The sequence below is a fragment of the Sphingobacterium spiritivorum ATCC 33861 genome, assembly GCF_000143765.1.
Classification (GTDB): domain Bacteria; phylum Bacteroidota; class Bacteroidia; order Sphingobacteriales; family Sphingobacteriaceae; genus Sphingobacterium; species Sphingobacterium spiritivorum.
The window spans coordinates 122,461-147,878 of the sequence record NZ_GL379774.1 but is presented as its reverse complement, the minus strand read 5'-3'; the positions used below and the strand labels follow the sequence as shown (position 1 = coordinate 147,878).

Genomic DNA, 25,418 nt, shown 5'->3' with positions numbered 1-25,418 from the left:
AATTCACAAAGCTTCTTGTATTTTCGTCAATATATGAAAATGAAAGTTGGTTTTGGTTTTGATGTACACCAATTAAAAGAAGGGCATCCTTTTGTTATGGGAGGTGTCACATTAGAACATCATGCGGGAGCATTCGGACACTCTGATGCAGATGTACTGGTACATGCAATTTGTGATGCAATATTAGGTGCTGCAAATCTGGAAGATATTGGATATCATTTTCCTAATACAGACGACCGGTGGAAAGGTATATCCAGTCTGGTCTTGCTTCAGCAATGTATTGTGCTTATTAAGGAGAAAGGGTGGACACTGGGCAATATCGATGCGATGTTGTGTCTGGAAGCACCAAAAATCAAACCTTATATTCCCGCAATGAAGCAAAAGATAGCTGAAGCTGCAGGAATAGAGGAAGAAGATATATCCATCAAAGCTACGACCAATGAAACCATGGGATTTGTCGGCAGACAGGAAGGTGTAGTGGCCTATGCCGTATGTCTGATTCAAAAATAAGGAATACGAACCTGTACCTTAAAATATAAAAAGCCGGCAATAGGATCTATGTTTTACGATTCTGTTGCCGGCTCTTCTTTTTTATTAAAATAAAGAGCCGCAATACTTACCGCTATTAAGGAAAGTACGGAAGCCATCATAAAGGGTGCTCCCGGAAAATAAGCACTATGCTTATGATTAGTGAAAAATGCAAATATATTGCTCATCAACGGCGGGCCAAAGATGGCCGTAAGGCTGACAATACTGGTAATCCCGCCCTGAATCTGTCCCTGTTCATTATTTGGAGTATGGTTGGAGATAAAACTCTGCATGGCAGGTCCGGCGATACCTGCAAATACGAAAGGAACACTGGCCGCGAACAACATCCAGGGTTCAGATGAAAAAGCCATCAGCGGAAAGGATATGACGTACAGGCTCAATCCGATAACAATACTTTTAGGGAGACCGAGTTTAGGAATAATAATCCGTAATAATCCGGCCTGTACAATCGCAAGAAGTACACCAATAAAACCCATCGAAATGCCAACCATACGCTCATTCCAGGCATATCTTTCCATGGTGTAATAGGACCATGTGCTCTGTACTGCATGAGCAGCGACATTGATCAGAAATATACATACAATCAAAGGCTTTATCTGCGGGTACTTGGCGATATATCTAAATGCACCCACAGGATTGGCATTTTTCCATTGAAAAGGTCTTCTGTTTTCGGGTTTTAAAGACTCCGGAACCATAAAGTACCCGTATACAAAATTTATAAAACTAATGGCTCCGGCGGCAAAGAAAGGAACTCTCGGACCGTAGTGTCCCAGTAAACCTCCTAATACCGGACCAATGATAAATCCGATACCAAATGCAGCACTTAGCAACCCGAAATTCTGAGCTTTCTTGTCAGGTGTGCTGATATCTGCTGTATATGCTGCTGCTACGGTCATGCTTGCGCCGGTAATGCCTGCCACAAAACGCCCGATAAAAAGCCATAAAATAGAAGTCGCGAATCCCATAAGCAAATAATTGATACAGAATCCCAGAAGTGATAACAACAGAACAGGACGCCTCCCGAAGCGGTCACTTAAATTTCCAAGGACAGAGGCAAATACAAATTGAGTAATAGCATAACTAAACATAAGCCAGCCACCATATTCTGATGCTTCACTCAAGGTACCCCCTGTCAGTTCTTTGATAAGGGTGGGTAATACCGGAATAATAATGCCAAGACCTATAACGTCAATAGCTACGGTAATGAATATAAAAAGAAGACCTGATTTTTTTTGTACCTGCATATGATTATCAGAATAAAGGTAGTATTTTTATCAGACTAACAAAATCAATTTTAATGTTCGCTGCCTTAGGATAAAAGACTGTTAATTTCCTTCCGAATCATTAGTAAAAGACCAGAAATTATAAACAGAGATGACTTCTTTCCGAGGGAAAGTATGTGGAGATTTGTTTCCCTGATGTCCTTAATATTTCTACTAAAAATTTAATTTTTAGATTTATCAAAAAGTAAAGAGCTTAAAGTGAGGAAATATTGATATTTTTGCTAAATATAGCATCCGTGTGTTTTCTGTAATTAAAGTAACCATATTTTTTAGGTAGCTAAATGATAATCAACAAAAAAAGCTTCATTTTGAAATCCTACGTTCGACCAGTTTTTGCCGTACTGTTGTGCAGTATTTTATTCTATGCCTGTAAGTCCGGACAAAGAAGAAATAACCGGAATGTGAAAGACGTGGAAGAACCTCAATATAATAAAGTTGAGAATTTTACTTCTAAATATAATATTCTGTATAATGCCAAACGTATGATGGCGGATGAACAGAAGGCTATCGCACGGCTTAAAAAGGAAAACTACCAGATCAATCTTACCGTTTTTGATGAACCGACCGCACAGGGAGATCCGCATCAGTTAATGGATTCTTTGGTTCAGAAAGCTTATAAAATCATCAATTCAAAACAAGAAAGTAAATATGTCAATGAGGCCTATCTGATCGTTGGCCGGGCGAACTATATGAAAGGGTCATATTATACCGCTACTGAATATTTTGAATATCTGAAAAAGAACTCAGCGAAACAGCCTGAATACAGACCGATTGCCTACGCATGGAAATCCAGGTCATTGCTTCAGATAGGGAAAGTAGAACAAGCTATAGCTGCTGTGGATTCTGCCTTTATGTTTTTGGATGACAATGAATCTACCCTGTCTCTGGTCAATGCGGCCAAAGCCAATTTACTGGTCAGAACCGGTAAATCTATAGAAGCAATCCCTTATCTGGAACTGGCTTCAGAATCTGCGAAAAGTAAGGTAGACCGTTTAAGATGGAAATTTCTATTAGCTCAATTGTATAAACAGAAAGGTGAAAAAGAGAAAGCTTATCAGTATTTCTCTAAGATCGCACGAAGCAATGTCTCCTATGATATGGCTTTTGAGGCAGATCTACAGGCTGCTTTCTTACAGGGTGAAAAGGGAATGAAGTTTGAAGATCGTGTGAAACCATTGAAACGAATGTTGAAAGATGGTAAAAACGAAGATTATAAAGATCAGATCTATTATGAGATCGGTAATATGTACTATGCCGAAGGGAAAGAAGATGAGGCTTTAGCATATTACAAATTATCCTTGCGCCAGCTTCACCCAAGTCAATATCAGACAACTGAAACTTATCTGACCATGGCAGATCAGGCTTTTGACAAAAAGCATTACCGGATAGCGCAAAACTATTACGATAGTGTCGCTACGGTGCTGCCAAATGATTACACCAATATAGATCAGTTAAGAAGAAAGCTGATCTATATGAAAGATCTGACTCAGGTATATGAGGAAGTCGCCTGGCAGGATACGCTTCTCGGACTGGCAGCTCTGAACGATGCTGATCTGCAACAAAAGCTGGATGAATACGCTTCTAAAAGCTTAAATGATAAACTTTTAGAACTGGAGCTGCAAAAGAAAGAAGCTAAAAAGGGTAAGAAAGGTGGAGAAAGTCAATATAGAAGGACAAATCTGAACGACTATCAGGTGAATAAAGATTCTTACTCAGACGGTAAGTTCTATTTTAACAATCAGGATGCTATGCTGTTAGGCAGTTCCGAGTTTAAAAGACGTTGGGGAAGTCGCCCGCTTTCGGATAACTGGAGATACAGTCAGTCTTCGGCATTAGATCTGGCAAGCAGAGCGCAGAAAGCAGAAGTGGATACCATGTTGTCGGAGCGTAAGAAAGATAAGAAAGAACCCGAATTTGACCGGGAAGCCTGGGTGAATAATGTTAAAAACAGGTATGAAAAGGCTATCCCCAAAAATCAGATAGCTTACGATTCCATACATCAGATTGTTCATGATGATCTTATCAAAATAGGTAATATTTACCGTGATTACACCAAAGATCCGACAGAAGCTATTAAAGCTTATGAAAACTTTCTCGATCGCTATCCAAATACCCCGGCTGCGGCGGAAGTGTATTTCTCCTTATATCGTATGTATGAAGGAATAGACAAAACGAAATCTCTGACTTATAAAAATAAACTCATCACTTTATTCCCGAATACTATACATGCACATGTTGCACAGGATCCGTATTATCTGGATAAGGTAAAACGGGATAAGGAAACGCTTGATAAAGCTTACGCCCGTATCTTTGATCTGTACGCAAACGGAGACCATGTAGCTGTTATACAGCAGGTGGATCAGGAATTGCAGAATACAGAAGATAAACAGAGTATTGTTGCCCAACTCCGTTACTTGCAGTCCCTTGCAGTCGGACGGGTAGGACGTGTGGACGATTTTGTGAAATCCTTGTCAAAAATTGTAACAGACTTTCCAAACGACAGTCTGGTTACTCCTCTGGCAAAAGAGAATATTTCGTTTGTAAACAAGAACCAGGACATGTTCTACACGCGTGTAAATGCCTTGCAAGACATAAAAAGTGATCGCATAGCTTTTGTGGATGAACCTTCCATGACCCAGTGGCCTGCACTTTCTATCGATGGTGATTACCGTACGGGTGTCGCATTACCGACCAAGAAACTGCCGGAGAAAGAAAAACCCAAAGAAAAGGTTGTTGCCAAAGTAGAGGAGAAGAAGATTCCGGAAAAGAAAGAAGAACCAGTAGTGAAGGTGGAAGAGAAGAAACCTGTGGAAGAACCTAAGATAGAAGAACCAAAACCGGAAGAAAAAGTAGCGGTCACCGAACTCAATTCGGGTGAGGTAAAAACTAAGGTGGGAGTCAACGGCGAGATTAATACCAATGTGGAATTAAAGGGATTGGATGTCAGACCCGGACAGGCAAAGATTGATCTGGGACCAAATGATTACCGTGACAAACAATTGTTGCCGGATAAAGGCGTTTACTTTTATGTGATTAACGTGGAGAATGCAACCGTCAATCTGGCGCCAAGCCGATATGGTATAGGTCAGTTTAACAGAACAAGATATAATCAGGCTCGTATAGAGCATATTCTGAGAAATATCAATGGCGAAAATCAATTAATTTTTGTCGGTCCGTTTAATTCATATGAGGAAGTAAAAGCTTATGAAACAAGAATTTCACCTTTGATTCCGGATATTATGAAGATACCTTTCGAAATTTATAATACTTTTGTAGCGACAAAAGAGACGATTGGCACGTTAACTGATGGTATTCAAATTAAAAATTATCAAAAAGTTTATTCGGAACAATAGGATCTGCTATTGGAAATATTAGTATGAGAAGAGTATCAAAAAACAGTAAACTCACTGAAGAGGATATTAAGAAGTATACCCGCAATTTTTGGACGATTATTATTGCTTGCGTAGCTTTTGGATTTTTGTTTATCCTGAGTGTAAGGTTAGGTGTATTTGGAAAATTGCCTTCTTTTCAGGATTTGGAGAATCCCAAAAGTAATCTTGCTTCCGAGGTGTTGACCGAGGACAATAAAGTATTGGGCACGTACTATGTTCAGAACAGGTCTAATGTAAAGTATAGTGAGTTGTCTCCTTATCTTGTACAGGCACTGATAGCTACAGAAGATAAGCGCTTCTATAAACATGCCGGTATTGATTATTGGCGTACCATGACGGTGATCTTTCATACGATGACGGGAAATAAGCAGGGGGGGAGTACAATTACCCAGCAGCTGGCTCTGAACCTTTTTTCAGACGGCAGAGCAAAAAGCTTTTCCAAACGTATTTTTCAGAAATTTCAGGAATGGGTAACAGCTGTTCGACTGGAACGCAATTACACCAAGGAAGAAATTATTACCATGTATTTTAACACGGTAGATTTTGGTGCTTACAATACTTTTGGTATCAAATCCGCTGCACGTACATATTTTAATACCACTCCGGACAAACTGACTGCCGAGCAGGCGGCCTTGCTGGTGGGTATGCTAAAGGGGCCGGGTGTGTATTCGCCGGTGAGATATCCGGAGAATGCTTTGGGACGCAGAAACGTTGTACTTAATAATATGTACAATGAAAGTTTTATCACTAAGGCTGAAGAAACCGAAAGTGCAGCCAAGCCACTTGGACTGCAGTTGAAGATCTCCAATTACGGAGAAGGGCTGGCACCTTATTTCAGAGCTGTATTAAAGGAAGAGATCAAAAAAGAGTTTGCCCGCCTGTCTATTACCAAATCGGATGGTACTCCCTATGATCTGGACAGAGACGGACTGAAAATATATTCGACGATCAACTATACTATGCAGCAATATGCTGAAGAAGCACAGAAAAAAGCAATGAAGGAATTGCAGGGAGCCTTTGATCGTCAATGGAAAGGAAGAACGCCTTTCTCAGGGAAGAATGCGCAACTGTTGATTTCGGGGATGAAACGTTCAGATCGCTACCGTATGATGAAAGATATGGGGGCTTCTGAAGAAGAAATCAAAAAGGCATTCAATACCAAAGTTCCGATGAATGTCTTTACCTGGAGAGGAAGTGTGGATACAGTTATGACACCTATGGATTCTATCAAGTATAACAAGTTGTTTCTCCGGAATGCTATGATGTCTATGGAGCCGCAGACAGGTCACATAAAAGCATGGGTAGGTGGAATTAACTTTGAACACTTTAAATATGATCAGGTTAAGTTGGGTACACGTCAGGTCGGTTCCACTGCAAAACCATTTACCTATGCAGTCGCTGTGGATAATGGCTATTCCCCATGTTACAGTGTTCCGAATTTTCAACAGACGTATGGCAACTGGACGCCAAAAGGAACAGTGCAGGGCGGCAATCCGATCACACTCAAGAAAGCACTGGCTTATTCGCAAAACTATGCTACTGCTTATCTGATCAATGAAGTAGGAGCAAGTGCAGTGGCAAATCTGACACAGAAAATGGGAATTACCTCTAAAGTACCTTCTTATCCGTCTATTGCATTAGGCGCATATGAAGCTTCCGTATTTGATATGGTAGGTGCATATTCCGCATTTGTAAATAGCGGTACATGGGTAGAGCCGACTATGATCATGCGTATAGAAGATAAAAGTGGTACAACGATATATGAAAAAGCACCTAAAGTTGTTAAAGCGCTGAATAGCGAAACGGCTTATATCATGGTCGATATGTTAAAAGGTGTGGTGGACGGCGGTACCGCTACCCGTATCAAATGGTTCTATAAACTCAACTATCCTATAGGAGGTAAAACAGGTACGACAAATGATAACTCAGATGCCTGGTTTATCGGAGTGACTCCTCAATTGGTGACAGGTGTATGGACGGGAGCAGAAGACAGAGGTATAAGTTTCTACAGTACCAACGAAGGGCAGGGTGCGCGTGCTGCGATGCCTGTGTTTGCCTACTATATGCAAAAAGTCTACGGAGACAGTAAACTGAAATATACAAAAGAAGATTTCCCGCTGCCGGCAGGAGGATTGACCCGTGAACTGGATTGCGGTAAATACGCTCCGTTTAATGGTACCGGGCCTGCTACAGATGAAAATCTGGATGATGATCGGTTAGGTTTTTAATTATTTAAAATTAGATACGATGCCAACTGTCAGATTTTTCCGAAATTTGATAGTTGGCATATTTTTTTGAATGAGCTCATTTGACTATAAAGAAGAATTAAAGCGTATTCCGCATAAACCGGGAGTTTATCAATATTTTGATAAGCAGGATGAGCTGATCTATATCGGTAAAGCAAAAGATCTGCGTAATCGCGTTGGGTCTTACTTTGTCAATGATAATCAGCTTAGCGGTAAAACGAGAGTACTTGTACGAAAAATTAATCGTATTGCTTTTACTATTGTAGATACGGAGATCGACGCCTGGTTATTAGAGAACAATCTGATAAAAAAGCATAAGCCTAAGTATAATGTGATGCTCAAGGATGACAAGACTTATCCCTGGATTGTCATAAAACAGGAACGCTTTCCCAGAGTATTCTGGACAAGAAAATATATCAGGGACGGTTCGCGTTATTTCGGGCCATATGCCTCAGTCGGTATGATGCACACGGTACTCGATGTGATCAGAGAATTATTTCCGCTGCGTACCTGCAATCTGTCGTTGACGGACGATAATATTCGCACAGGTAAATTCAAAGTCTGTCTGGAATATCAGATTGGAAATTGTAAAGGGCCGTGTGAAGGTTATCAGTCAGAAGAGGATTATGATCAGAATCTGGATGATATCAAAGATATTCTGAATGGTAAGATTGCCGTGGTCACTAATCGCCTCAAACAACAGATCGATGCTGCGGTTGGAGCACTGAACTTTGAATTGGCTCACGCGCTCAAATCCAAACTGGATAAGCTGGATTATTATCAAAGTAAATCTACAGTCGTCAATTCTTCTATTACGAATGTGGATGTCTTCAGTATTGCTTCGGATCAGAATTATGCCTTTGTCAACTTTCTGAAAGTAATGAATGGGGTGATTATACAGACGCAGACTTTAGAAATGAAGCGTCGTCTGGATGAAACCGATGTCGAACTGCTGGCGTTGGCTATTCCGGAAATTAGAAATCGTTTTAAGAGCACCTCCAGAGAGATTATCGTGCCTTTTGATATGGATATCGAAGGAGATGATAATATCAAGTTTACGGTGCCTAAATTAGGTGAAAAACGCAAATTGCTGGACTTATCACTAAAGAATGTAGCTTATTTCAAAAAAGAACGCTTACTACATTATGAAAGATTAAATCCGGATCTCAAAACAGAGCGTATTCTGACTCAGATGCAAAAGGATCTTCGGATGAATGTTCTTCCTCAGCATATCGAATGTTTTGATAATTCCAATATACAGGGTAATTTCCCCGTGTCTGCGATTGTGGTATTTAAAGATGCGAAACCTTCCAAGAAAGATTACAGACATTTTAATGTGAAGACTGTCGTAGGCCCAAATGACTTCGCGACAATGGAGGAGGCCGTTTTCAGACGATACAGAAGATTATTGGATGAAGATCAGCCATTGCCACAGTTGATTATTATTGACGGGGGTAAAGGACAGTTAGGTGCAGCATTGAAAAGTCTGAGGTTGCTGGGGATTGAGAAGCAGGTGACAGTCATTGGTATAGCCAAACGTCTCGAGGAACTGTATTACCCCGGAGATCAGTATCCGCTTTATCTGGATAAAAAATCAGAAACACTCAAAATTATCCAACATCTGCGAGACGAAGCGCATCGCTTTGGGATTACTTTTCACCGGAATCAGAGAAGCCGGAAGACTTTTGTCTCCGAACTGGAGAATATCCCGGGAGTGGGCAAGACTTCTGTTGACAAGTTACTGAAAACATTTAAATCAGTCAGAAAAGTCAAAGAGGCGAGTGACGAGGAACTAAAAAAAGTGCTTAACCTGAAACAGGTAAAAGCACTTCGTGAATATTTTCAGGACGATACCCCTGATTAGTCGTCATATCCGAATCTTTTCAGGTAGTTTTTCTTACTTCTCCAATCCGGGATGACTTTGACAAAGATTTCCAGAAAGACCTTGCCTCCTATAAATTCTTCTATATCCTGACGGGCATATGTACCTACTTTTTTGATCATTTCTCCGGCTTTTCCGATCAGGATGTTCTTTTGAGAATCGCGTTCAACAATAATTTCAGCTGCGATTCTGGTGATTTTTGGTTCTTCTTTGTAAGAAGTAATAATAACCTCAGTACTGTAAGGAATCTCCTTGTCATATAGTTTGAAGACTTTTTCACGAATCATCTCAGAAACGAAAAAACGCATAGATTTGTCTGTCAGCTCATCCTTTTCATAGTATGGAGCATGTTCCGGAAGCTTCTCTTTGATGTAGTCCATAATAGCCACTACATTGTGCTGGTGCAGTGCTGAAATAGCGAATATTGTGTCCGGATTTAATTTTTCTTTCCAAAACTCGATTTTTGCTTTTACATCTTCCTCTGTAGATTTATCTATTTTGTTAATCAGAACCGCAACAGGAGAAGAAGTTTTTCTTAATTTTTCGATGACATCATTTTCATCATATTTTTCGTTGATGTCCGTAACAAAAAGAATAATATCCGCATCAATTAGTGATCCCTGGACAAAATTCATCATAGATTCTTGTAAAGAATAGTTGGGTTTGATGACTCCGGGAGTGTCCGAAAAGACAATTTGATGGTTTTCATCGTTGACAATACCCATTATCCGGTGTCTTGTTGTTTGAGCTTTTGGTGTGATGATTGACATCTTTTCACCTACTAAAGCGTTCATTAGCGTAGACTTACCTGCGTTGGGCTTACCAATGATACTTACGAAACCTGCTTTGTGCGACATTTTTTTTAAATTATATTAGGAATACAAAGAAACAAAATATATCTTTGTACTCCAATTAGAAAAGGACGTTATATTGGTTTCTGAATATAAGAACCCAATTTTGAAATAAAATATATTGCGGGATGGAGCAGTGGTAGCTCGTCAGGCTCATATCCGCCAGCTGGCGGACATCAGTTCGAGTTTGACATAGAGGTTAGCTCATATTCTTTGAATTTGCAATAAGATATATTGCGGGATGGAGCAGTGGTAGCTCGTCGGGCTCATAACCCGAAGGTCATCAGTTCGAGTCTGGTTCCCGCTACTAAAAAGGGTTAGCGCAAGGCTAACCCAAAAATATTAATCGCATATTGCGGGGTGAAATGTTCTTCAGAACATAGGACTCATATCCGCCAGCTGGCGGACATCAGTTTGAGTCTGATCTTCACTTAATGAGTTAGCTTCGAGCTAACTAAATTTGAAATAAGATATATTGCGGGGTGGAGCAGTGGTAGCTCGTCGGGCTCATAACCCGAAGGTCATCAGTTCGAGTCTGGTCCCCGCTACTCATTAAAGCTTCAGTTTACGAACTGAGGCTTTTTTTGTTTTCAATAGTATTGATTTCTATGTTTACGGTTTATGTTCTGTATTCCGGTGTTTATGATAAGATTTATATCGGTATGACTTCAGACCTGCCGGGTCGTCTGCTTTCTCATAATGAATTAGGGACGAAGGGTTGGACAATCCGTTACCGGCCTTGGGAATTGTTGTATACAGAAGAATATGCGACGAAATCGGAAGCACTGAAGCGGGAACAGGAATTGAAAAGTTATCAGGGTCGGTTATTTATCCGGAGTTTACTAAACAAATAATGTTGTCGGGCTCTTATCCGCCAGCTGGCGGACATCAGTTCGAGTCTGGTCCCCGCTACTCATTAAAGCTTCAGTTTACGGACTGAGGCTTTTTTAGTTTTAAGTAGTATTGATTTCTATGTTTACGGTTTATGTTCTGTATTCCGGTGTTTATGATAAGATTTATATCGGTATGACTTTAGACCTGCCGGGTCATCTGCTTTCTCATAATGAATTAGGGACGAAGGGTTGGACAATCCGTTACCGGCCTTGGGAATTGTTGTATACAGAAGAATATGCGACGAAATCGGAAGCACTGAAGCGGGAACAGGAATTGAAAAGTTATCAGGGCCGGTTATTTATCCGGAGTTTACTAAACAAATAATGTTGTCGGGCTCTTATCCGCCGGCTGGCGGACATCAGTTCGAGTCTGGTCCCCGCTACTCATTAAAGCTTCAGTTTACGAACTGAGGCTTTTTTTGTTTTCAATAGTATTGATTTCTATGTTTACGGTAAGATCAGTTAAAAGGGTTTAGTTTTTCGTGTTTTTAAGGATATTGCCATATAATATTTTGTTAAATATAGAATTTGAAATTTATTTATTAACATTTTGGATTGAAATTCAACTGTTACAGAATAATATTTTTGAGTATTTTTTATAAAACGCTGGCATCTAGTTGTTTTTGGTTTTTTTTAGCAAATAATATTGAGCAGTTTTTGCTAAAAAATACTTAGTGTAAAAGTTACGCAAACGTTTTCGTTTAGTTAACACTTTCTTAACAGTTTCAATTGACCTATTATTGTGGAACTAAACGTACATACCACATATTCTAAACTTATAAGTTTCATGGATATGAGAATAAACTAAAAAAATATGATCAAGAAGTTTTCAATTAAAGCTCCTTTCAAACCGATTTTTCTTTCTTTACTTCTAACCGGAACAGGTTCTTCGGCTCTTATTGTAAAGGCCGGAAGTATGGGTAAGATTGATTATTCCTATGCAAGACATTTGCAACAGGGAATTAAGGGAAAAGTGACAGATGGTACTAATCCGCTAAGTGGAGTTACTGTAATTGTCAAAGGAAGTGCTAAAGCTACATCTACTGATGCCTCCGGAAATTTTAGTATTGATGCTAAAGTTGGTGATGTTCTGACATTTTCAAGTGTTGGGTATGAGCCTCAGGAAGTTAAGGTTGTCGGGGCGACTGTTTCCGTTCAGTTGATATCAGATAATGAAGCATTGGAGGAGGTTGTAGTCGTAGGTTTTGCAAGACAGAAGAAAGTGAATCTGACTGGTGCTGTGCAGGCCATATCTTCCAAAGATCTGGAAGATCGTCCGGTAACGAATGTTTCCTCAGCTATTCAGGGGAAATTTGCGGGTGTAACAATTAGTCAGAATTCAGGACAACCCGGAAAAGATAACGGGACAATCCGGATCAGAGGTCTGGGAACTATTAATAATGCCAATCCTTTGGTTATCGTAGACGGAATTGAGAGTTCTATGAATAATATCAATCCTAATGATATAGAAAATATATCAGTTCTAAAAGATGGCCCGAGTGCCGCTATTTATGGTTCAAAAGCGGCAAACGGAGTTATTTTAATCACAACAAAAAAAGGTGGAAACGGCAAACCTCAATTGAATTATACAGGATATGCGGGTATACAGGATCCTACCAGATTGCCTAATTATATGGATTCATATGATCATGCCGTTATCTTGAATGAGGCTTTGACTAATGAAGGTAAAGCGATTCGTTTTTCAGAAGCCGATCTTCAGGGATTTAAAAGCGGATCAGATCCTGATAAATACCCTAATACGGATTGGCTTGATTTATTATATCAGGGTTCAGGATTTCAGCAGTCTCACAACTTACAGGTTACCGGTGGTACAGATGATGTCAAGTATATGGCATCAGCAGGTTATCTGGGACAGAAAGGTGTAATCAAAATTGCAGCATCAGATCGTTATAATCTGCGGACAAATATTGGGGCTAAAGTTTCAGAGCGACTGAATCTGGATTTGGGGTTGGCATATAATTATCAACGGATTGATGAACCTGTGAATCCCTATACAGGAGATATGGCACAGATATTCAGACAATCAAACCGTATTCCTTCTTTTATTCCTTATAAATATTCAAATGGCTACTATGGTTATTATGGGGATGGAAATCCAATTGCGTGGTTGGATATGGGATCTGTCGATAAGATGATCAATAAACATACGCAAGTGAATTTTTCAGGAGAATTTAAGATCCTGGAAGGATTAAAATTCAAACAGGTCGTGGGATTTCAGCCGATTGATAATCTTTCTTCGAAATTCGTAAAAGATATTCAATACTATGATAATACAACTGGAGCTCCAACAAGTAAACAGGGACCAAATAATTTAACTGTCTATAACTTTCAGTCCGAGCGTTTAACATTCCAATCTTTACTGACTTATGATAAAAAGATTGGACAACATCAGCTGAATGTTTTAGGAGGTTTTATGGATGAGACATTTAAAGCCGATTATTCCAGCTCTTACAGACAGAATTTTTTAAATAATGATCTGTCCGAAATAAATTTAGGAGATGTCGATGGCCAAAGGGCAGAAGGTGGCGCTAAAAAGTTAATATTAAGATCCTGGTTTGGTCGTGTGAATTATGTATTTGCAGATAAATATTTGCTTGAAGCGAATGTGCGGCATGACGGTACTTCCCGGTTTTTAGGTACTCACAGATGGAGTACTTTTCCTTCTTTCTCAGCGGGATGGAGAATTTCCCAAGAAGAGTTTTTTGCCAATTCAGGTTTAGCCAATTCAATATCTGAATTTAAATTAAGAGGGGGATGGGGAAAACTTGGTAATCAACAGCTTGCCGCCACGACAGACAATAATTATCCTACAGATGACTCCTATTACCCGGGTGTTTTCGTAATAAGTCCGGGATATAATTATCCTTTTGGCGGTGTTACAAATCCCGGAGGAGCAATTGTTAATTCCGCAAATCCGGTTCTGGCCTGGGAATCTACTCAAAGTACCAATATTGGTTTTGATTTGAATTTCAAAAATAATCTGGGTATTGTGGTGGACTATTTTGATCGTATAACGGATGGAGTATTATTACAGTTACCTGTATCTTCCTTGTATGGTCTGCCTGCTCCTACACAAAATGCAGGAAAAGTTCAAAATAATGGTATTGAAGTTCAGTTAAACTATCAGGGAAGAGCAGGAGAGTTAAAGTATAGTTTCGCAGTAAACGGTTCATACATAAATAACCAGATCAAACAATGGAAAAATACAGCAGCTGAACCCAACGGTACATTTTATGTCTATCAGCAGGGATCACCTATCCGTTCATTCTATGGTTATGAGACATTAGGTATTTACCGTACGGATGAAGAATATAAAAACAGCGGTGTCAAAGGAGTAAACAATAATGTGGGTGCAGGAGACCTTATTTATAAAGATCAGAACGGAGATGGTAAAATTGACGGGAATGACCGCGTATACTTGGGTTCTCCGGATCCTAAATACATCTTTGGTCTGACATCAAATCTAAGCTATAAAAATTTTGATCTGAGTCTGTTTTTCCAGGGTGCGGCTAAAGTGCAGGGATATCTTTGGGGTGAAGCAATCGGAAGTATTTCAGGATCAGATAAGCCGACTGATATCTATGCCGACAGATTCAATGCAAATACAAATCCGAACGGATCAATGCCAAGAGCACTGACAAGCTGGACGCAAAACAGTCCATCAAGTACACCTTCAGATTTCTGGATTCAAAATGCAAGTTATTTAAGGCTGAAAAACATCACAGTAGGTTATACTATTCCTAAGCGTTTTGTAGATAAAATAGGAATCAAAGGAGCCAAAATATATTATAGCGGACAGAATTTGTTGACTTTTACAGGTTTTGCCAAAGGCTTTGATCCGGAAACACCTGCGGATTCAAGAGGTAACTTCTATCCACAGGTAAAAACAAATGTTTTTGGGTTGAATGTGAATTTTTAATTAGAAAAGTTATGAAATTTAATACATATATCGCAGTTGCATTAGGACTTACATCTGTTTTGTTTTCCTGCCAAAAGCTGGATCAGGATCCTTTGGATGCAATAAGTGAAAGTAACTTCTGGAATACGGAGAAAGAAACATTGTACGCTGTTACAGGTTTATATAGTGGTAGAAGAGGAACAGACGGTAAATTAGTCGCCGGTTCATCCTGGGAAGATGGGAGTCAGATCTTCTACATGGATTGTACATCCGATAATTCTAACAGTGATTTTCCCTGGGAAGGATTTCAGGCGCTGGGTAACGGGAATGCAACTCCTACAGATGCCGGAAATGCTACAACACGATACAGCTATGAATTGATCAGAAGAGCAAACTGGATTTTGGAGAATATAGATAAATCTCCTGTTTCCGAAACGTTGAAAAACCGGTTGAAAGCCGAAGTCAGAGTTATTCGTGCTTATCGTTATCTGGATATGGCCACATTGTTTGGTGCAGTGCCGATTCTGACAAAAACGGTCTCGATAGAGGAAGCGTATGCACCTGCTAATACCCAAAAAGAAGTTCTGCAGTTTGTGGAGACAGAATTAAAAGATGCAGCCGCCATATTACCTGTAAAGTATGACGCAAGTAATGTAGGTCGCATGACTAAAGGAGCGGCCTTAGGATTGCTGGCTCGTTGTTATGCTTTTCAGAATAAACACGAAGAAGTTATCAGTACTACGGAGCAGATAATTACTTCCGGCACATACCAGTTGTTTGGTGATTATGCAAATCTGTTTGAAGAAGCAAATGAAAACAACAGTGAAGTGATGATGGATATCCAGTATGTGGCTAATATTCAGGGGTACACAGATTTAGGGATTATGATGCCAAATCTGTCTGGCGGCTGGAGTTCTATTGTTCCTACACAGAATCTGATAGATGCTTATGAAACAAAAGATGGAGAGCCTATCGGTGAATCTGCAACATACAGTGCTGCTCAACCCTATACGAATCGTGACCCGAGACTTTCAGCGACTGTAGTCTATCCGGGAGCATTATATAGTGGCAGATATTTTGATCCCTTGAACCCAAGTTCAAAAGATCATCCTGCAGCTGCTGATAATGCATCCAGTACAGGCTACAACTATAAGAAATACTTGCAGAATCCATCCTCATACAGCAATGTCTGGAATGTAGGAGTTAACATTATTGTGATGCGTTATGCTGAAATACTCCTGCTGAATGCCGAAGCTAAGATCGAATCAAATAAAATTGATAACAGTGTATATGAGCATTTAAATACGGTACGTTTACGGGCGGGAATGCCAAAAGTAAACGAATCCGTTTATAATAATCAGACGAAACTGAGAGAATTGGTTCGTCGGGAATTCCGTGTAGAGTTTGCCGGAGAAGGACGACGTAGATTCGATATTATCCGCTGGGGTATTGCTGATGTTGTGATGAACGGGCCGGTTTACGGAAGTTTATCAAAGGGTAGTGTAAATCCTCAAACCGGAGAAGTGACGTTTACTAATCTTACAGATCGTTTTTTCGTGGAGAACAGGATCTTTACTAAAGGCAAAAATGAATTATGGCCTATTCCACAGGTCGTAATTGACAACAGTAAAGGGACGTTAACTCAAAATCCGAACTATTAAAAATTTCAATCCGATTATAAAAGGTCACTTCATGAAGTGACCTTTTTCTGTTTTTAACTTTAGCATCGGATCTTAAAGGAGATGAACTCAATTGAAGGCCTAAAAAATGTTACTGGCGGATTCGCTGCTATAAATATGAAAACTATAATTGATTCTCCGTCAAATTTAGTATATTAATAAAGGATAATCATTCCTTATTCCGTATCTTTGTTCCCTTAATAATTTAGAATAACTGTGCGGTTCGTCATAAATGAGCCGATTCAAAATAACAAATATGGCAAATATTGTTGCAATCGTAGGTCGTCCAAATGTTGGAAAATCAACTCTTTTTAATCGTCTTACGGAAAGTAGAAAGGCTATTGTGGATGACTTTAGTGGGGTAACTCGCGATCGTCACTACGAATCTGCCGAGTGGATAGGGAAAAAATTTACTGTTATCGATACCGGAGGTTTTGTGCACGGATCAGACGATGTGTTTGAAGAGGCTATTCGTGATCAGGTATATATTGCCATTGAAGAGGCATCCGTTATTATCTTTATGGTGGATGTGACTACCGGTATCACCGATCTGGATGATGAAATAGCTGATATTCTGAGAAGAAGTACAAAGCCCGTATATGTTGCTGCCAATAAAGTTGACCATGCGAAACTGCACCATGACTCTGCTGAATTCTATGCTTTTGGTCTGGGTGAAATTTATAATATTTCTTCAGCTACAGGTTCCGGAACGGGAGAATTGTTGGATGCTGTTGTTTCTACTTTTGAAGTTGAAGAAGAAGAAGAGTCTACACTTCCTAAATATACTATTGTAGGTCGTCCGAATGTAGGTAAATCCTCATTGACCAATGCACTATTGGGAAAAGACCGTAATATCGTAACGCCTGTTGCCGGAACGACACGTGATTCTATCCGTATTCACTATAATCAGTTTGGTCACGAATTCTTATTGATTGATACGGCAGGTATGCGTAGAAAATCCAAAGTAAATGAGGATATAGAGTTTTACTCTGTTATGCGTACAATCAAGGCATTGGAAGATTCAGATGTTGTTATTCTGATGCTGGATGCTCAGGATGGTATTGAAGCGCAGGATATTAATATCTTTCATTTGGCAGAGAAGAATAAGAAAGGTGTCATGATCGTGGTCAACAAGTGGGATTTGATCGAGAAGGATAATAAGACTATGAAAGAATTCGAAGCTCGTATCCGTGAAAAAATCGCCCCTTTTACAGATGTTCCTATTGTATTTACATCTGTAACGGAGAAACAACGTATCCACAAAACACTGGAGGTGGCTGCGAAAGTATATCAGAATAAAACCAAAAAAATCCCTACTTCTAAGTTGAATGAAGTCATGTTGCAGGTGATCGAAAACTATCCTCCTCCTGCAATTAAGGGGAAATATATCAAAATAAAATATGTGACCCAGATTCCGGGAAGATCCCCGATGTTTGCGTTCTTCTGTAATCTTCCTCAGTACATCAAGGATCCTTACAAAAGATATGTAGAGAATAAGTTGCGTGAGAATTTTGATTTTGAGGGTGTTCCGATTCAGTTATATTTCAGACAAAAATAGATTCCCATTCTTATAATTTTATGGAAAATAATCTGGTTCTTTATAATACAATAAGCAGAAAGAAAGAGAAGTTTAATCCTATTCACCCTTCCATGGTAGGGATGTATGTGTGTGGACCCACAGTGTACAGTGATGTGCATTTGGGAAACTGTCGTACATTTGTATCATTTGATCTGATATTCCGTTACCTGTTGCATTTGGGCTATAAAGTGCGTTATGTACGTAATATTACCGATGCGGGACATTTGGAAGGTGACAGAGATGAAGGGGATGATAAATTTGCAAAGAAAGCCAAGCTGGAGCAACTGGAGCCAATGGAAATCGTGCAAAAGTACACTATTGGTTTTCATGATGTACTTCGCTTGTTTAACACGCTTCCTCCAAGTATTGAGCCTACAGCTACAGGACATATTTCAGAACAGATTGAGATGATCAAACAGATCATCGATAACGGTTATGCTTATGAGGTGAACGGTACTGTTTATTTTGACGTAGAGAAATATGTTCAAAAATATGATTATACCGTTCTGACCAACCGTAAACTTGAAGATCTGTTAAATAATACACGCGAATTGGGCGGACAGGATGAGAAAAGGGGACGTTTGGATTTTGCGCTTTGGATCAAAGCAAAACCTGAACATATTATGCGTTGGCCGGCACCCTGGAGTACAGGCTTTCCGGGATGGCATATCGAATGTTCGGCTATGAGCAATAAGTATTTAGGCGCACAGTTTGATATTCATGGTGGTGGAATGGACCTGGCAGCTACTCATCATACCAATGAGATCGCTCAATCAGAAGCCTGCAATCACACCAGCCCGGCGCGTTACTGGATGCATACCAATATGCTGACCGTAAACGGAGCCCGTATGTCCAAATCCTCCGGTAACGGATTTTTGCCTCAGGAGCTGTTTACAGGGAATCATCCGCTTCTGGAAAGAGGTTATTCTCCGATGGCGGTTCGCTTCTTCATGTTGCAGGCACATTACAGAAGTACATTGGACTTCTCAAATGAAGCTCTGGATGCTGCAGATAAAGGATTTAAGCGATTGATGAATGCAATCGCACTATTGAATAAAATCACACCTTCTAAAGCTACATCCGGATTTAATCTGGAAGATATACGAAAGAACTGCTATGCAGCGATGGATGATGATTTCAATAGTCCTATACTCATTGCAGAGCTTTTTGAAGTTGTGCGTATCATTAATTCGATTTATGATGGTAAATCGACCATTAATCAAAAAGGATTGGATGAACTCAAAGCCTTTATGAAAGACTTTGTTGAGGATATTCTGGGATTGAATGATGATAGCAATGCAGGTACAGATAATATGGATGAGCTGATGAATGTGATTATTAATATTCGTAATTCAGCCAAACAGAATAAGGATTTTGCAACATCTGATCGTATCCGTGAAGAACTATCTTCCATCGGCATACAATTAAAAGACAGCAAAGACGGAACACTTTGGAATAAGATTTGATATTAGTCCGTTGTAAAAATATAATTAATGAAATTTTGGACAATAGTAACTGTAGCCACAGCTTTAACTTTTCAAACCTATAACAGTCAGGCTCAATTGCCGGATAAGGTCGGAAGTCTGATTACGGTAGATCGTGATGCAGCTAAATTATCGCAATCCAGTAACCCTCATCAGGCTTTTTTGTCAATTGTAGATAAAGAGTCGGTCTTTTTTACACCATCTGCAGTGAATGCCTTCAATTATCTCAATAACAGACCTAATATTGCAGATGTTATGAGCTGGGATCCTAATTTTGTATTGGTATCCCGTAGTCAGGATTGGGGCGTGACCAGCGGAGCTATGGAGTTTCAGAAAGTTGGCGCCATAAAGCGTTATGGTCAGTATCTGACGGTCTGGAAAAGGAATAAGAAAGGTGTATGGAAGGTTAATCTCAGAGCTGAAGTAGAAAATTATGGCAAACAGACAGCTTCAGATCTGATCTATTATGAACCGGACGACAACTGGTACCTTAAACATCGTTCAAAAGTAAGACTAGGGCAGCGTGAAGATGTCGTCATGCAGAGTGATAAACTATTTTCCACAGTTTTAAAAGCAAATAATCCGACGGCATACGGAGAATTCCTGACAGATGACGTTAAGTTTTTGTATCCGTGGCAGGATCCCATGGAAGGAAAGAAAGATGTAATGGCGTTTCTGAAAAAGCAACGCGTGGAGATCCATACTAACCCGACAAACGTAGGTCGTGCATACAGTGGTGAATATGCCTATACTTATGGTACGGCAGATGTAATCACTAAAGATAAAACCGTTAAATATAACTATATCCGTATCTGGCAGCTGAAAGATGACTATCAGTGGAAAGTGATGATTGAGATGATGTTTGAGCGTTAACAAACACCGTTTACACTATTATTCGGATACCAAACAGTATAAAACATAAATCGGGCTTCAACATCATCTGTTGAAGCCCGATTTCCTTTATAAGGATAAGTACTTATTTCGCAATATTTGCTGAAGCATTTTCTATCGGCTTAATCCAGATTTTAAGATCATCGCACTTGTGAAAATCTTCATTGATAGCGATAAATGTATTGGTTCTTCTGCTCTCAAACCATTCGCTTAACTTTCTTCTGGTTTTATCTTCCGAAGCAGCCTCTTTTATTTTTGAAAAATCCTGATCAAGGTTGGCCTTATGTGGAGGTATTCTTGTCTTCAGAAAACTGATGCGGTAACCGCTTTTGCCTGCAGGACCTTCTTCCTGAAAAAGGGTAGGTTGAGAATATTCCCCTGCTTTTAAAGGGTCGATGGCCGTAAATACACTTGCTTCCAGTTTATTAACAGGGATTAGCGTAGATCTGTTCTGATCAGTCACCATACCACCATTAAACTTGGTTTCCTTATTGTCTGAATATTGTGTAGCCGCAGTATAAAAGTCTATTTTCTTATTGATCAGCTTTTGGTATAAGCTGTCCATTTTTACTTTTGTGCGCTCCAGACTTGCATTAGTCGGTTTGATAGAAACCAGAATATGCCTTGCACGAACCTCTTCCCCTCTTCTCTCCAGAACCTGCAGGAAGTGAAAACCATATTCTGTCTCGAATACCTGAGAAATCTCTCCCGGTTTCAGTTTAAAGGCAACTGCTGAAAATTCTTTTACGTAATTATCACGAGTCGAAAATCCAAGATCTCCACCTGCAACAGCAGATCCCTTATCCTCAGAATAAAGTCTTGCTATTGTTCCGAAATCCGAACCGTCCACAATTTGTTTGCGAAGATCTTCAGCCCGCTTGCGGGATGCTTCTTTTTCTTCTTTGGTGAGTACCGGGTACATCACGATTTCTCCGATTTCAACTTCCGTATCAAAATAAGGAAGACTGTCTTTGTTCAGACCCTCAAAATATCTTTTGACCTCCAAAGGAGTAACATCTATTTTCTGAACAATATTCTGCTGCATTTTCTGAGCTTTCAATTGCTCTGCCACACTTGTGCGCATTTCTTCTTTATACTGTAACAGGGATCTGTTCAGAAAACTTTCCAACCTTTCTTTTCCTCCTGCCTGACGGGTCATCACATTGAGGCGGTTGTTGAGATTATCATCTACTTCAGATTCGGATACTTCAATCGAATCCAGTACTGCCTGTTGGGCAAGAAGCTTTTGCGTTAATAACTGCTGAAGAATATAGCATTTGAAATCTTCGTTAGGACTCATTCCCTGAGCTAAGTTTTGAGAATACTGCATATCAATATCTGATTGCAATATGATATTAGCTCCCACTGTAGCCACCACTCTGTCTACTATTTTGCCCTGTGCGAAAGTGAGGTTTACACTTCCCAATACACAAAATAGTAACACATATAACTGTTTGATCATTCTTAGTGAAATTGAATTACGTTGTGAATATGATATTTGACTATCAAAATCTTATACTCATCTAAACTAACGCAAAAATATCAGATTAAATTAACTTTTTGATGTTTTGGTCAAAAATAATTGCCATATAACATCGAGGAAAGTTATCTTTATCCAACGTTAGTTTTTACAAAAGGCTAAATTACATATTTGGTTAGGATGAGTCATTGACATTTAACCAATTTTAACAAATCATAACTTATGAATACTTTAAGAACCTGTCTGATACCGATGATCTTTTTATGTACGCTATTAATGCCTTTTCCTGGAATAGCCCAGACAAATGTTCCGCTTTTTGTAGGAACATATACGCAGCCCGGAAAAAGTAAAGGGATATACATATACGATTTTAATCAAAAGAGCCGGCAAGCTAACCTGCTTAGTACAACTTCTTGTAACAATCCATCATTTTTAGCAAGAAGTAAAGATGGAAAGACCCTTTATGCGGTGAGTGAAAAGAATGATGGTACAGAAAACCTTTCAGCGTATCATTTTGATGGAAAACAATTAACGTTTTTAAATGAAGTAAATGTCCGGGGAGCGGATCCTTGCCATGTTTCCCTGAGCAATACGGACCCTATCGCTGTCGTTTCGAATTATTCAGGCGGCTCTTTTGCAGTTTTCAGACTGAATACCGATGGTAGTATTGCTGCCAGAGATACTCTTGTGCAACACAGTGGCAAAGGTATAGATGCTTCCCGTCAGGACAAACCACATGTACATTCTGCATTTTTCGCGCCGGATTTTAAAACAATCTTTGTCCAGGATTTAGGCACGGATAAGATTAGTATTTATCCGGTAAAACAAACAAATGGCATCTATGGAGTAGGCACTCCATCCATCATCCAGACTCCTGCCGGAGGAGGACCACGTCATATCGCTATTACCAAAGATGGGAAGTCTTTTTATGTGGTCACGGAGATGACTGCAAAAGTTGTTGCATATGCAAAGAAGAAAGATAAATGGGAACTTATACAGGAAATAGATATCAATAGAGCCGGATTTAGCGGAGGAAACGGTGCCGCGGAAATAAAGCTGTCGCCAGACGGAAAATTTGTGTATGCTTCCAATAGAGGAGATGCAAATGTAATCACTGCTTTCAAAGTTTTAAAAGATAGAACGCTAATAGTTGTTGATACATATAATGTGGGAGGTAAGGGACCACGTAATTTTAATTTTTCACCTGACGGCCAGTCAATTCTGGTCGGAAACCAGTATACAGATAATATAACGCTATTTAAACGTGATATTGCCACAGGTTCGTTACAAAAATTAGAGTCCGATATAAATATTTTTTCTCCGGTCTGTATTGTTTTTTGATTGATATTTGCTAGCTTGCTTTAACAATTGTTAACAACCTGAATATTTTTGAAGAGGGATTATGAAAAGAGAGCCTAACGAATATATATTCAAAAAATATTATCCTCGCCTTTGTCATTTTGCGTGGAAGCTGCTTGGAGTCAAATCTCAGGCCGAAGATGTAGTGCAGGATGCCTTCTGCACTTACTTTGATCAGCAGGAAAATGTGTCAGGTGAAGAGCATGCTGTAAAAAACTTTCTATACACAGCTGTACGTTTTTCCTGTTACAATATTCACCGGAGAGAAAAAATTCAGGAACGTTACTGGATGCTCAATCCGATAAAAGAAGAAGAAGAGAGTCAGGTGGAGCATTCCCTTATTTTTTCGGAAGTAATTGCAGATGTATACCGTGTTGTTGCCGAGATGCCTAAATCTTGTCAGCATGTTTTCCGTATGGGCTACCTGGAAGGCCTTTCCAATCTGGAAATAGCCGAAAAGCTTGATATTAGTATCAATACTGTAAAAACTCAAAAGCAAAGAGGAATGAAAACACTATTAGCCAAACTGGATCCAGAACTTTTGGCAGTTTTTATTATTTTGTTCAGTATTAAATAATCCTTTATTTAATTGATTAAGTCTTGTTTTCCCTGATTATATTCCGGAAATAGTATTCTTGTTTACATACCTCTAACAAAAAATTAAAATTATTTTAACTTCTTGTCACCCTTTTATGACATGAATGTTTCTATATATATACAACGTTATGAAAAGAAACCATTTTTACACCAGCCAATTAGTCAAAAAGTACCTCAGAAACCAGCTTTCTGAGCAGGAAACTATTGATTTCAGAGACTGGCTGGCTTCTGATCATAAGAACAAAGATCTTGTTGAGAAATTTAAAAATGCCGGTGCAATAGAAGAAGACCTCAATTTTTTGCATGATGTTGATGTAGACGCTGCGTGGGATAAAGTAAATGCAAAGCAGGGAAAAAAGCGTAAACCAAACTATTACAAGTATACCGCTGCGGCGGCACTTATGGCTATGTGTTTCTCTTTGACATGGATTTGGCTAAATCAACAGTCTGATACCGTAGCACATAAATCAATTGTCGCTGATACCACAGGAAAATATAAAAATGATGTTCTTCCGGGTACGAGCGGAGCACATCTTATTCTCGCAGACGGAAGTCATGTGGATGTATCGGATACAAAGACAATTTCTAAAGATGCCAAAGTAGAGGGAAGTAAAGACGGAATACGGTATGTAGATCAGGGAGCGACAAAGGCTCTTATTTATAATACCCTTGTTGTACCCAAAGCCAGTTTTTTTAAAATCGAACTTTCGGATGGTACCAAAGTTTGGGTCAATGCTGTTTCGAAATTGAAATTTCCTGTACAGTTTTCAGGTAATGAGCGAAGAGTATATTTAGAAGGAGAGGCCTATTTTGAAGTTGCCAAAGATGCATCAAGACCATTTGTTGTAGAGGCTGGTGGAAATTCGATAAAAGTACTGGGTACACACTTTAATGTGAATTCTTACTCCAAAGCCGTCAAAACAACTCTGGTAGAAGGAAAAGTAGAGGTTTCTAACGGTGAGATGAGTGCTTTATTATTGCCGGGAGAATCCGCTTTATCAACAGATCAATCTGTTAAAAAGTCGAAATCTGATTTTAGAAAAGAGCTTGCCTGGAAAAACAATGAGTTCTATTTTAAAGGAGATAATATAGCATCAATAGCAGCCGAATTATCCCGGTGGTATGATTTGGATGTTGCGTTTATCGGTCATATAGAATTTGATAAAGGATATTCAGGAAGTATAGAAAGAAATGTCAACCTGAGTCAGGTATTAGAAATGCTTCGTTACGTCAGTCATCTTGACTTTGACGTCGATGGAAAGAAACTTACAATTATTAACAAACATATAAACAGAAAAACTATGGAAAAATGATACGCTCTAGGTTACAAAAAA

17 protein-coding genes and 2 tRNA genes are annotated in these 25,418 nt (G+C 39.4%); 16 read left to right on the top strand and 3 right to left on the bottom strand.

Annotated features, from left to right (window positions below; all coding sequences use genetic code 11):
• The first annotated feature begins 33 nt into the window (after nucleotides 1–33).
• A complete protein-coding gene (ispF, locus tag HMPREF0766_RS18490) occupies nucleotides 34–510 on the top strand; it encodes a 2-C-methyl-D-erythritol 2,4-cyclodiphosphate synthase (protein WP_037460839.1) in 477 nt (158 codons plus the stop codon).
• Between the two features lie 53 nt (nucleotides 511–563).
• Here the strand turns inward: ispF and HMPREF0766_RS18485 are convergent, their stop codons facing one another.
• Nucleotides 564–1,793 carry a TCR/Tet family MFS transporter gene (locus HMPREF0766_RS18485; RefSeq protein WP_003000660.1) on the bottom strand — a complete coding sequence of 410 codons (1,230 nt, stop codon included), beginning with the start codon at nucleotides 1,791–1,793 and terminating at the stop codon, nucleotides 564–566.
• A gap of 347 nt (nucleotides 1,794–2,140) precedes the next feature.
• Here HMPREF0766_RS18485 and porW point away from each other — a divergent pair, with 347 nt between their 5' ends.
• From porW to uvrC, 3 genes are all read left to right on the top strand, one after another.
• Entirely contained in the window at nucleotides 2,141–5,185 is a 3,045-nt protein-coding gene (gene porW / locus HMPREF0766_RS18480; protein WP_236590584.1) for a type IX secretion system periplasmic lipoprotein PorW/SprE, read from the top strand.
• 23 nt (nucleotides 5,186–5,208) lie between these two features.
• On the top strand, nucleotides 5,209–7,452 hold the full coding sequence (locus HMPREF0766_RS18475) for a penicillin-binding protein 1A (protein ID WP_003000656.1): 2,244 nt from the start codon (nucleotides 5,209–5,211) through the stop codon (nucleotides 7,450–7,452).
• A gap of 70 nt (nucleotides 7,453–7,522) precedes the next feature.
• Complete coding sequence (uvrC, locus tag HMPREF0766_RS18470; RefSeq protein ID WP_003000654.1) at nucleotides 7,523–9,334, top strand: excinuclease ABC subunit UvrC; 1,812 nt, start codon at nucleotides 7,523–7,525, stop codon at nucleotides 9,332–9,334.
• Here uvrC and era read toward each other — a convergent pair.
• Nucleotides 9,331–10,209 carry a GTPase Era gene (gene era, locus HMPREF0766_RS18465; protein WP_003000652.1) on the bottom strand — a complete coding sequence of 293 codons (879 nt, stop codon included), beginning with the start codon at nucleotides 10,207–10,209 and terminating at the stop codon, nucleotides 9,331–9,333. The genes uvrC and era overlap by 4 nt on opposite strands.
• A 229-nt stretch (nucleotides 10,210–10,438) precedes the next feature.
• Here era and HMPREF0766_RS18460 point away from each other — a divergent pair.
• The 9 genes from HMPREF0766_RS18460 (at nucleotide 10,439) to HMPREF0766_RS18420 (ending at nucleotide 20,630) form a co-directional block, all read left to right on the top strand.
• A tRNA-Met gene (locus HMPREF0766_RS18460) sits at nucleotides 10,439–10,510 on the top strand.
• 169 nt (nucleotides 10,511–10,679) lie between these two features.
• Nucleotides 10,680–10,751: transfer RNA gene (locus HMPREF0766_RS18455), tRNA-Met, on the top strand.
• 60 nt (nucleotides 10,752–10,811) lie between these two features.
• The gene (locus HMPREF0766_RS18450; protein ID WP_003000651.1) at nucleotides 10,812–11,057 is read left to right on the top strand and encodes a GIY-YIG nuclease family protein; all 246 of its coding nucleotides are present in this window, start codon (nucleotides 10,812–10,814) and stop codon (nucleotides 11,055–11,057) included.
• Nucleotides 11,058–11,175: 118 nt separating this feature from the next.
• Nucleotides 11,176–11,421, top strand: a complete 246-nt coding sequence (locus tag HMPREF0766_RS18445; protein WP_003000650.1) for a GIY-YIG nuclease family protein — start codon at nucleotides 11,176–11,178, stop codon at nucleotides 11,419–11,421.
• 489 nt (nucleotides 11,422–11,910) lie between these two features.
• A complete protein-coding gene (locus HMPREF0766_RS18440) occupies nucleotides 11,911–15,036 on the top strand; it encodes a SusC/RagA family TonB-linked outer membrane protein (RefSeq protein WP_003000649.1) in 3,126 nt (1,041 codons plus the stop codon).
• An 11-nt stretch (nucleotides 15,037–15,047) separates the two neighbouring features.
• Nucleotides 15,048–16,676 carry a RagB/SusD family nutrient uptake outer membrane protein gene (locus HMPREF0766_RS18435; RefSeq protein WP_003000648.1) on the top strand — a complete coding sequence of 543 codons (1,629 nt, stop codon included), beginning with the start codon at nucleotides 15,048–15,050 and terminating at the stop codon, nucleotides 16,674–16,676.
• Nucleotides 16,677–16,950: 274 nt separating this feature from the next.
• On the top strand, nucleotides 16,951–18,252 hold the full coding sequence (der, locus tag HMPREF0766_RS18430; protein ID WP_037460872.1) for a ribosome biogenesis GTPase Der: 1,302 nt from the start codon (nucleotides 16,951–16,953) through the stop codon (nucleotides 18,250–18,252).
• Between the two features lie 20 nt (nucleotides 18,253–18,272).
• Nucleotides 18,273–19,739, top strand: coding sequence for a cysteine--tRNA ligase (cysS, locus tag HMPREF0766_RS18425; protein ID WP_003000646.1), 1,467 nt, complete (start codon nucleotides 18,273–18,275; stop codon nucleotides 19,737–19,739).
• A gap of 27 nt (nucleotides 19,740–19,766) precedes the next feature.
• Entirely contained in the window at nucleotides 19,767–20,630 is an 864-nt protein-coding gene (locus tag HMPREF0766_RS18420; protein WP_003000645.1) for a DUF4440 domain-containing protein, read from the top strand.
• A gap of 103 nt (nucleotides 20,631–20,733) precedes the next feature.
• Here the strand turns inward: HMPREF0766_RS18420 and HMPREF0766_RS18415 are convergent, their stop codons facing one another.
• Entirely contained in the window at nucleotides 20,734–22,110 is a 1,377-nt protein-coding gene (locus tag HMPREF0766_RS18415) for a peptidylprolyl isomerase (RefSeq protein WP_003000644.1), read from the bottom strand.
• A 240-nt stretch (nucleotides 22,111–22,350) separates the two neighbouring features.
• On the opposite strand from HMPREF0766_RS18415, the gene HMPREF0766_RS18410 reads away from it, so the two are divergent.
• From HMPREF0766_RS18410 to HMPREF0766_RS18400, 3 genes are all read left to right on the top strand, one after another.
• Nucleotides 22,351–23,469 (top strand): lactonase family protein, encoded by a 1,119-nt coding sequence (locus HMPREF0766_RS18410; protein ID WP_003000643.1) that lies wholly within the window; start codon nucleotides 22,351–22,353, stop codon nucleotides 23,467–23,469.
• 61 nt (nucleotides 23,470–23,530) lie between these two features.
• Nucleotides 23,531–24,064, top strand: coding sequence for an RNA polymerase sigma-70 factor (locus tag HMPREF0766_RS18405; RefSeq protein ID WP_003000641.1), 534 nt, complete (start codon nucleotides 23,531–23,533; stop codon nucleotides 24,062–24,064).
• Between the two features lie 148 nt (nucleotides 24,065–24,212).
• Nucleotides 24,213–25,397, top strand: a complete 1,185-nt coding sequence (locus HMPREF0766_RS18400) for a FecR family protein (protein WP_236590582.1) — start codon at nucleotides 24,213–24,215, stop codon at nucleotides 25,395–25,397.
• Nucleotides 25,398–25,418: the final 21 nt, after the last annotated feature.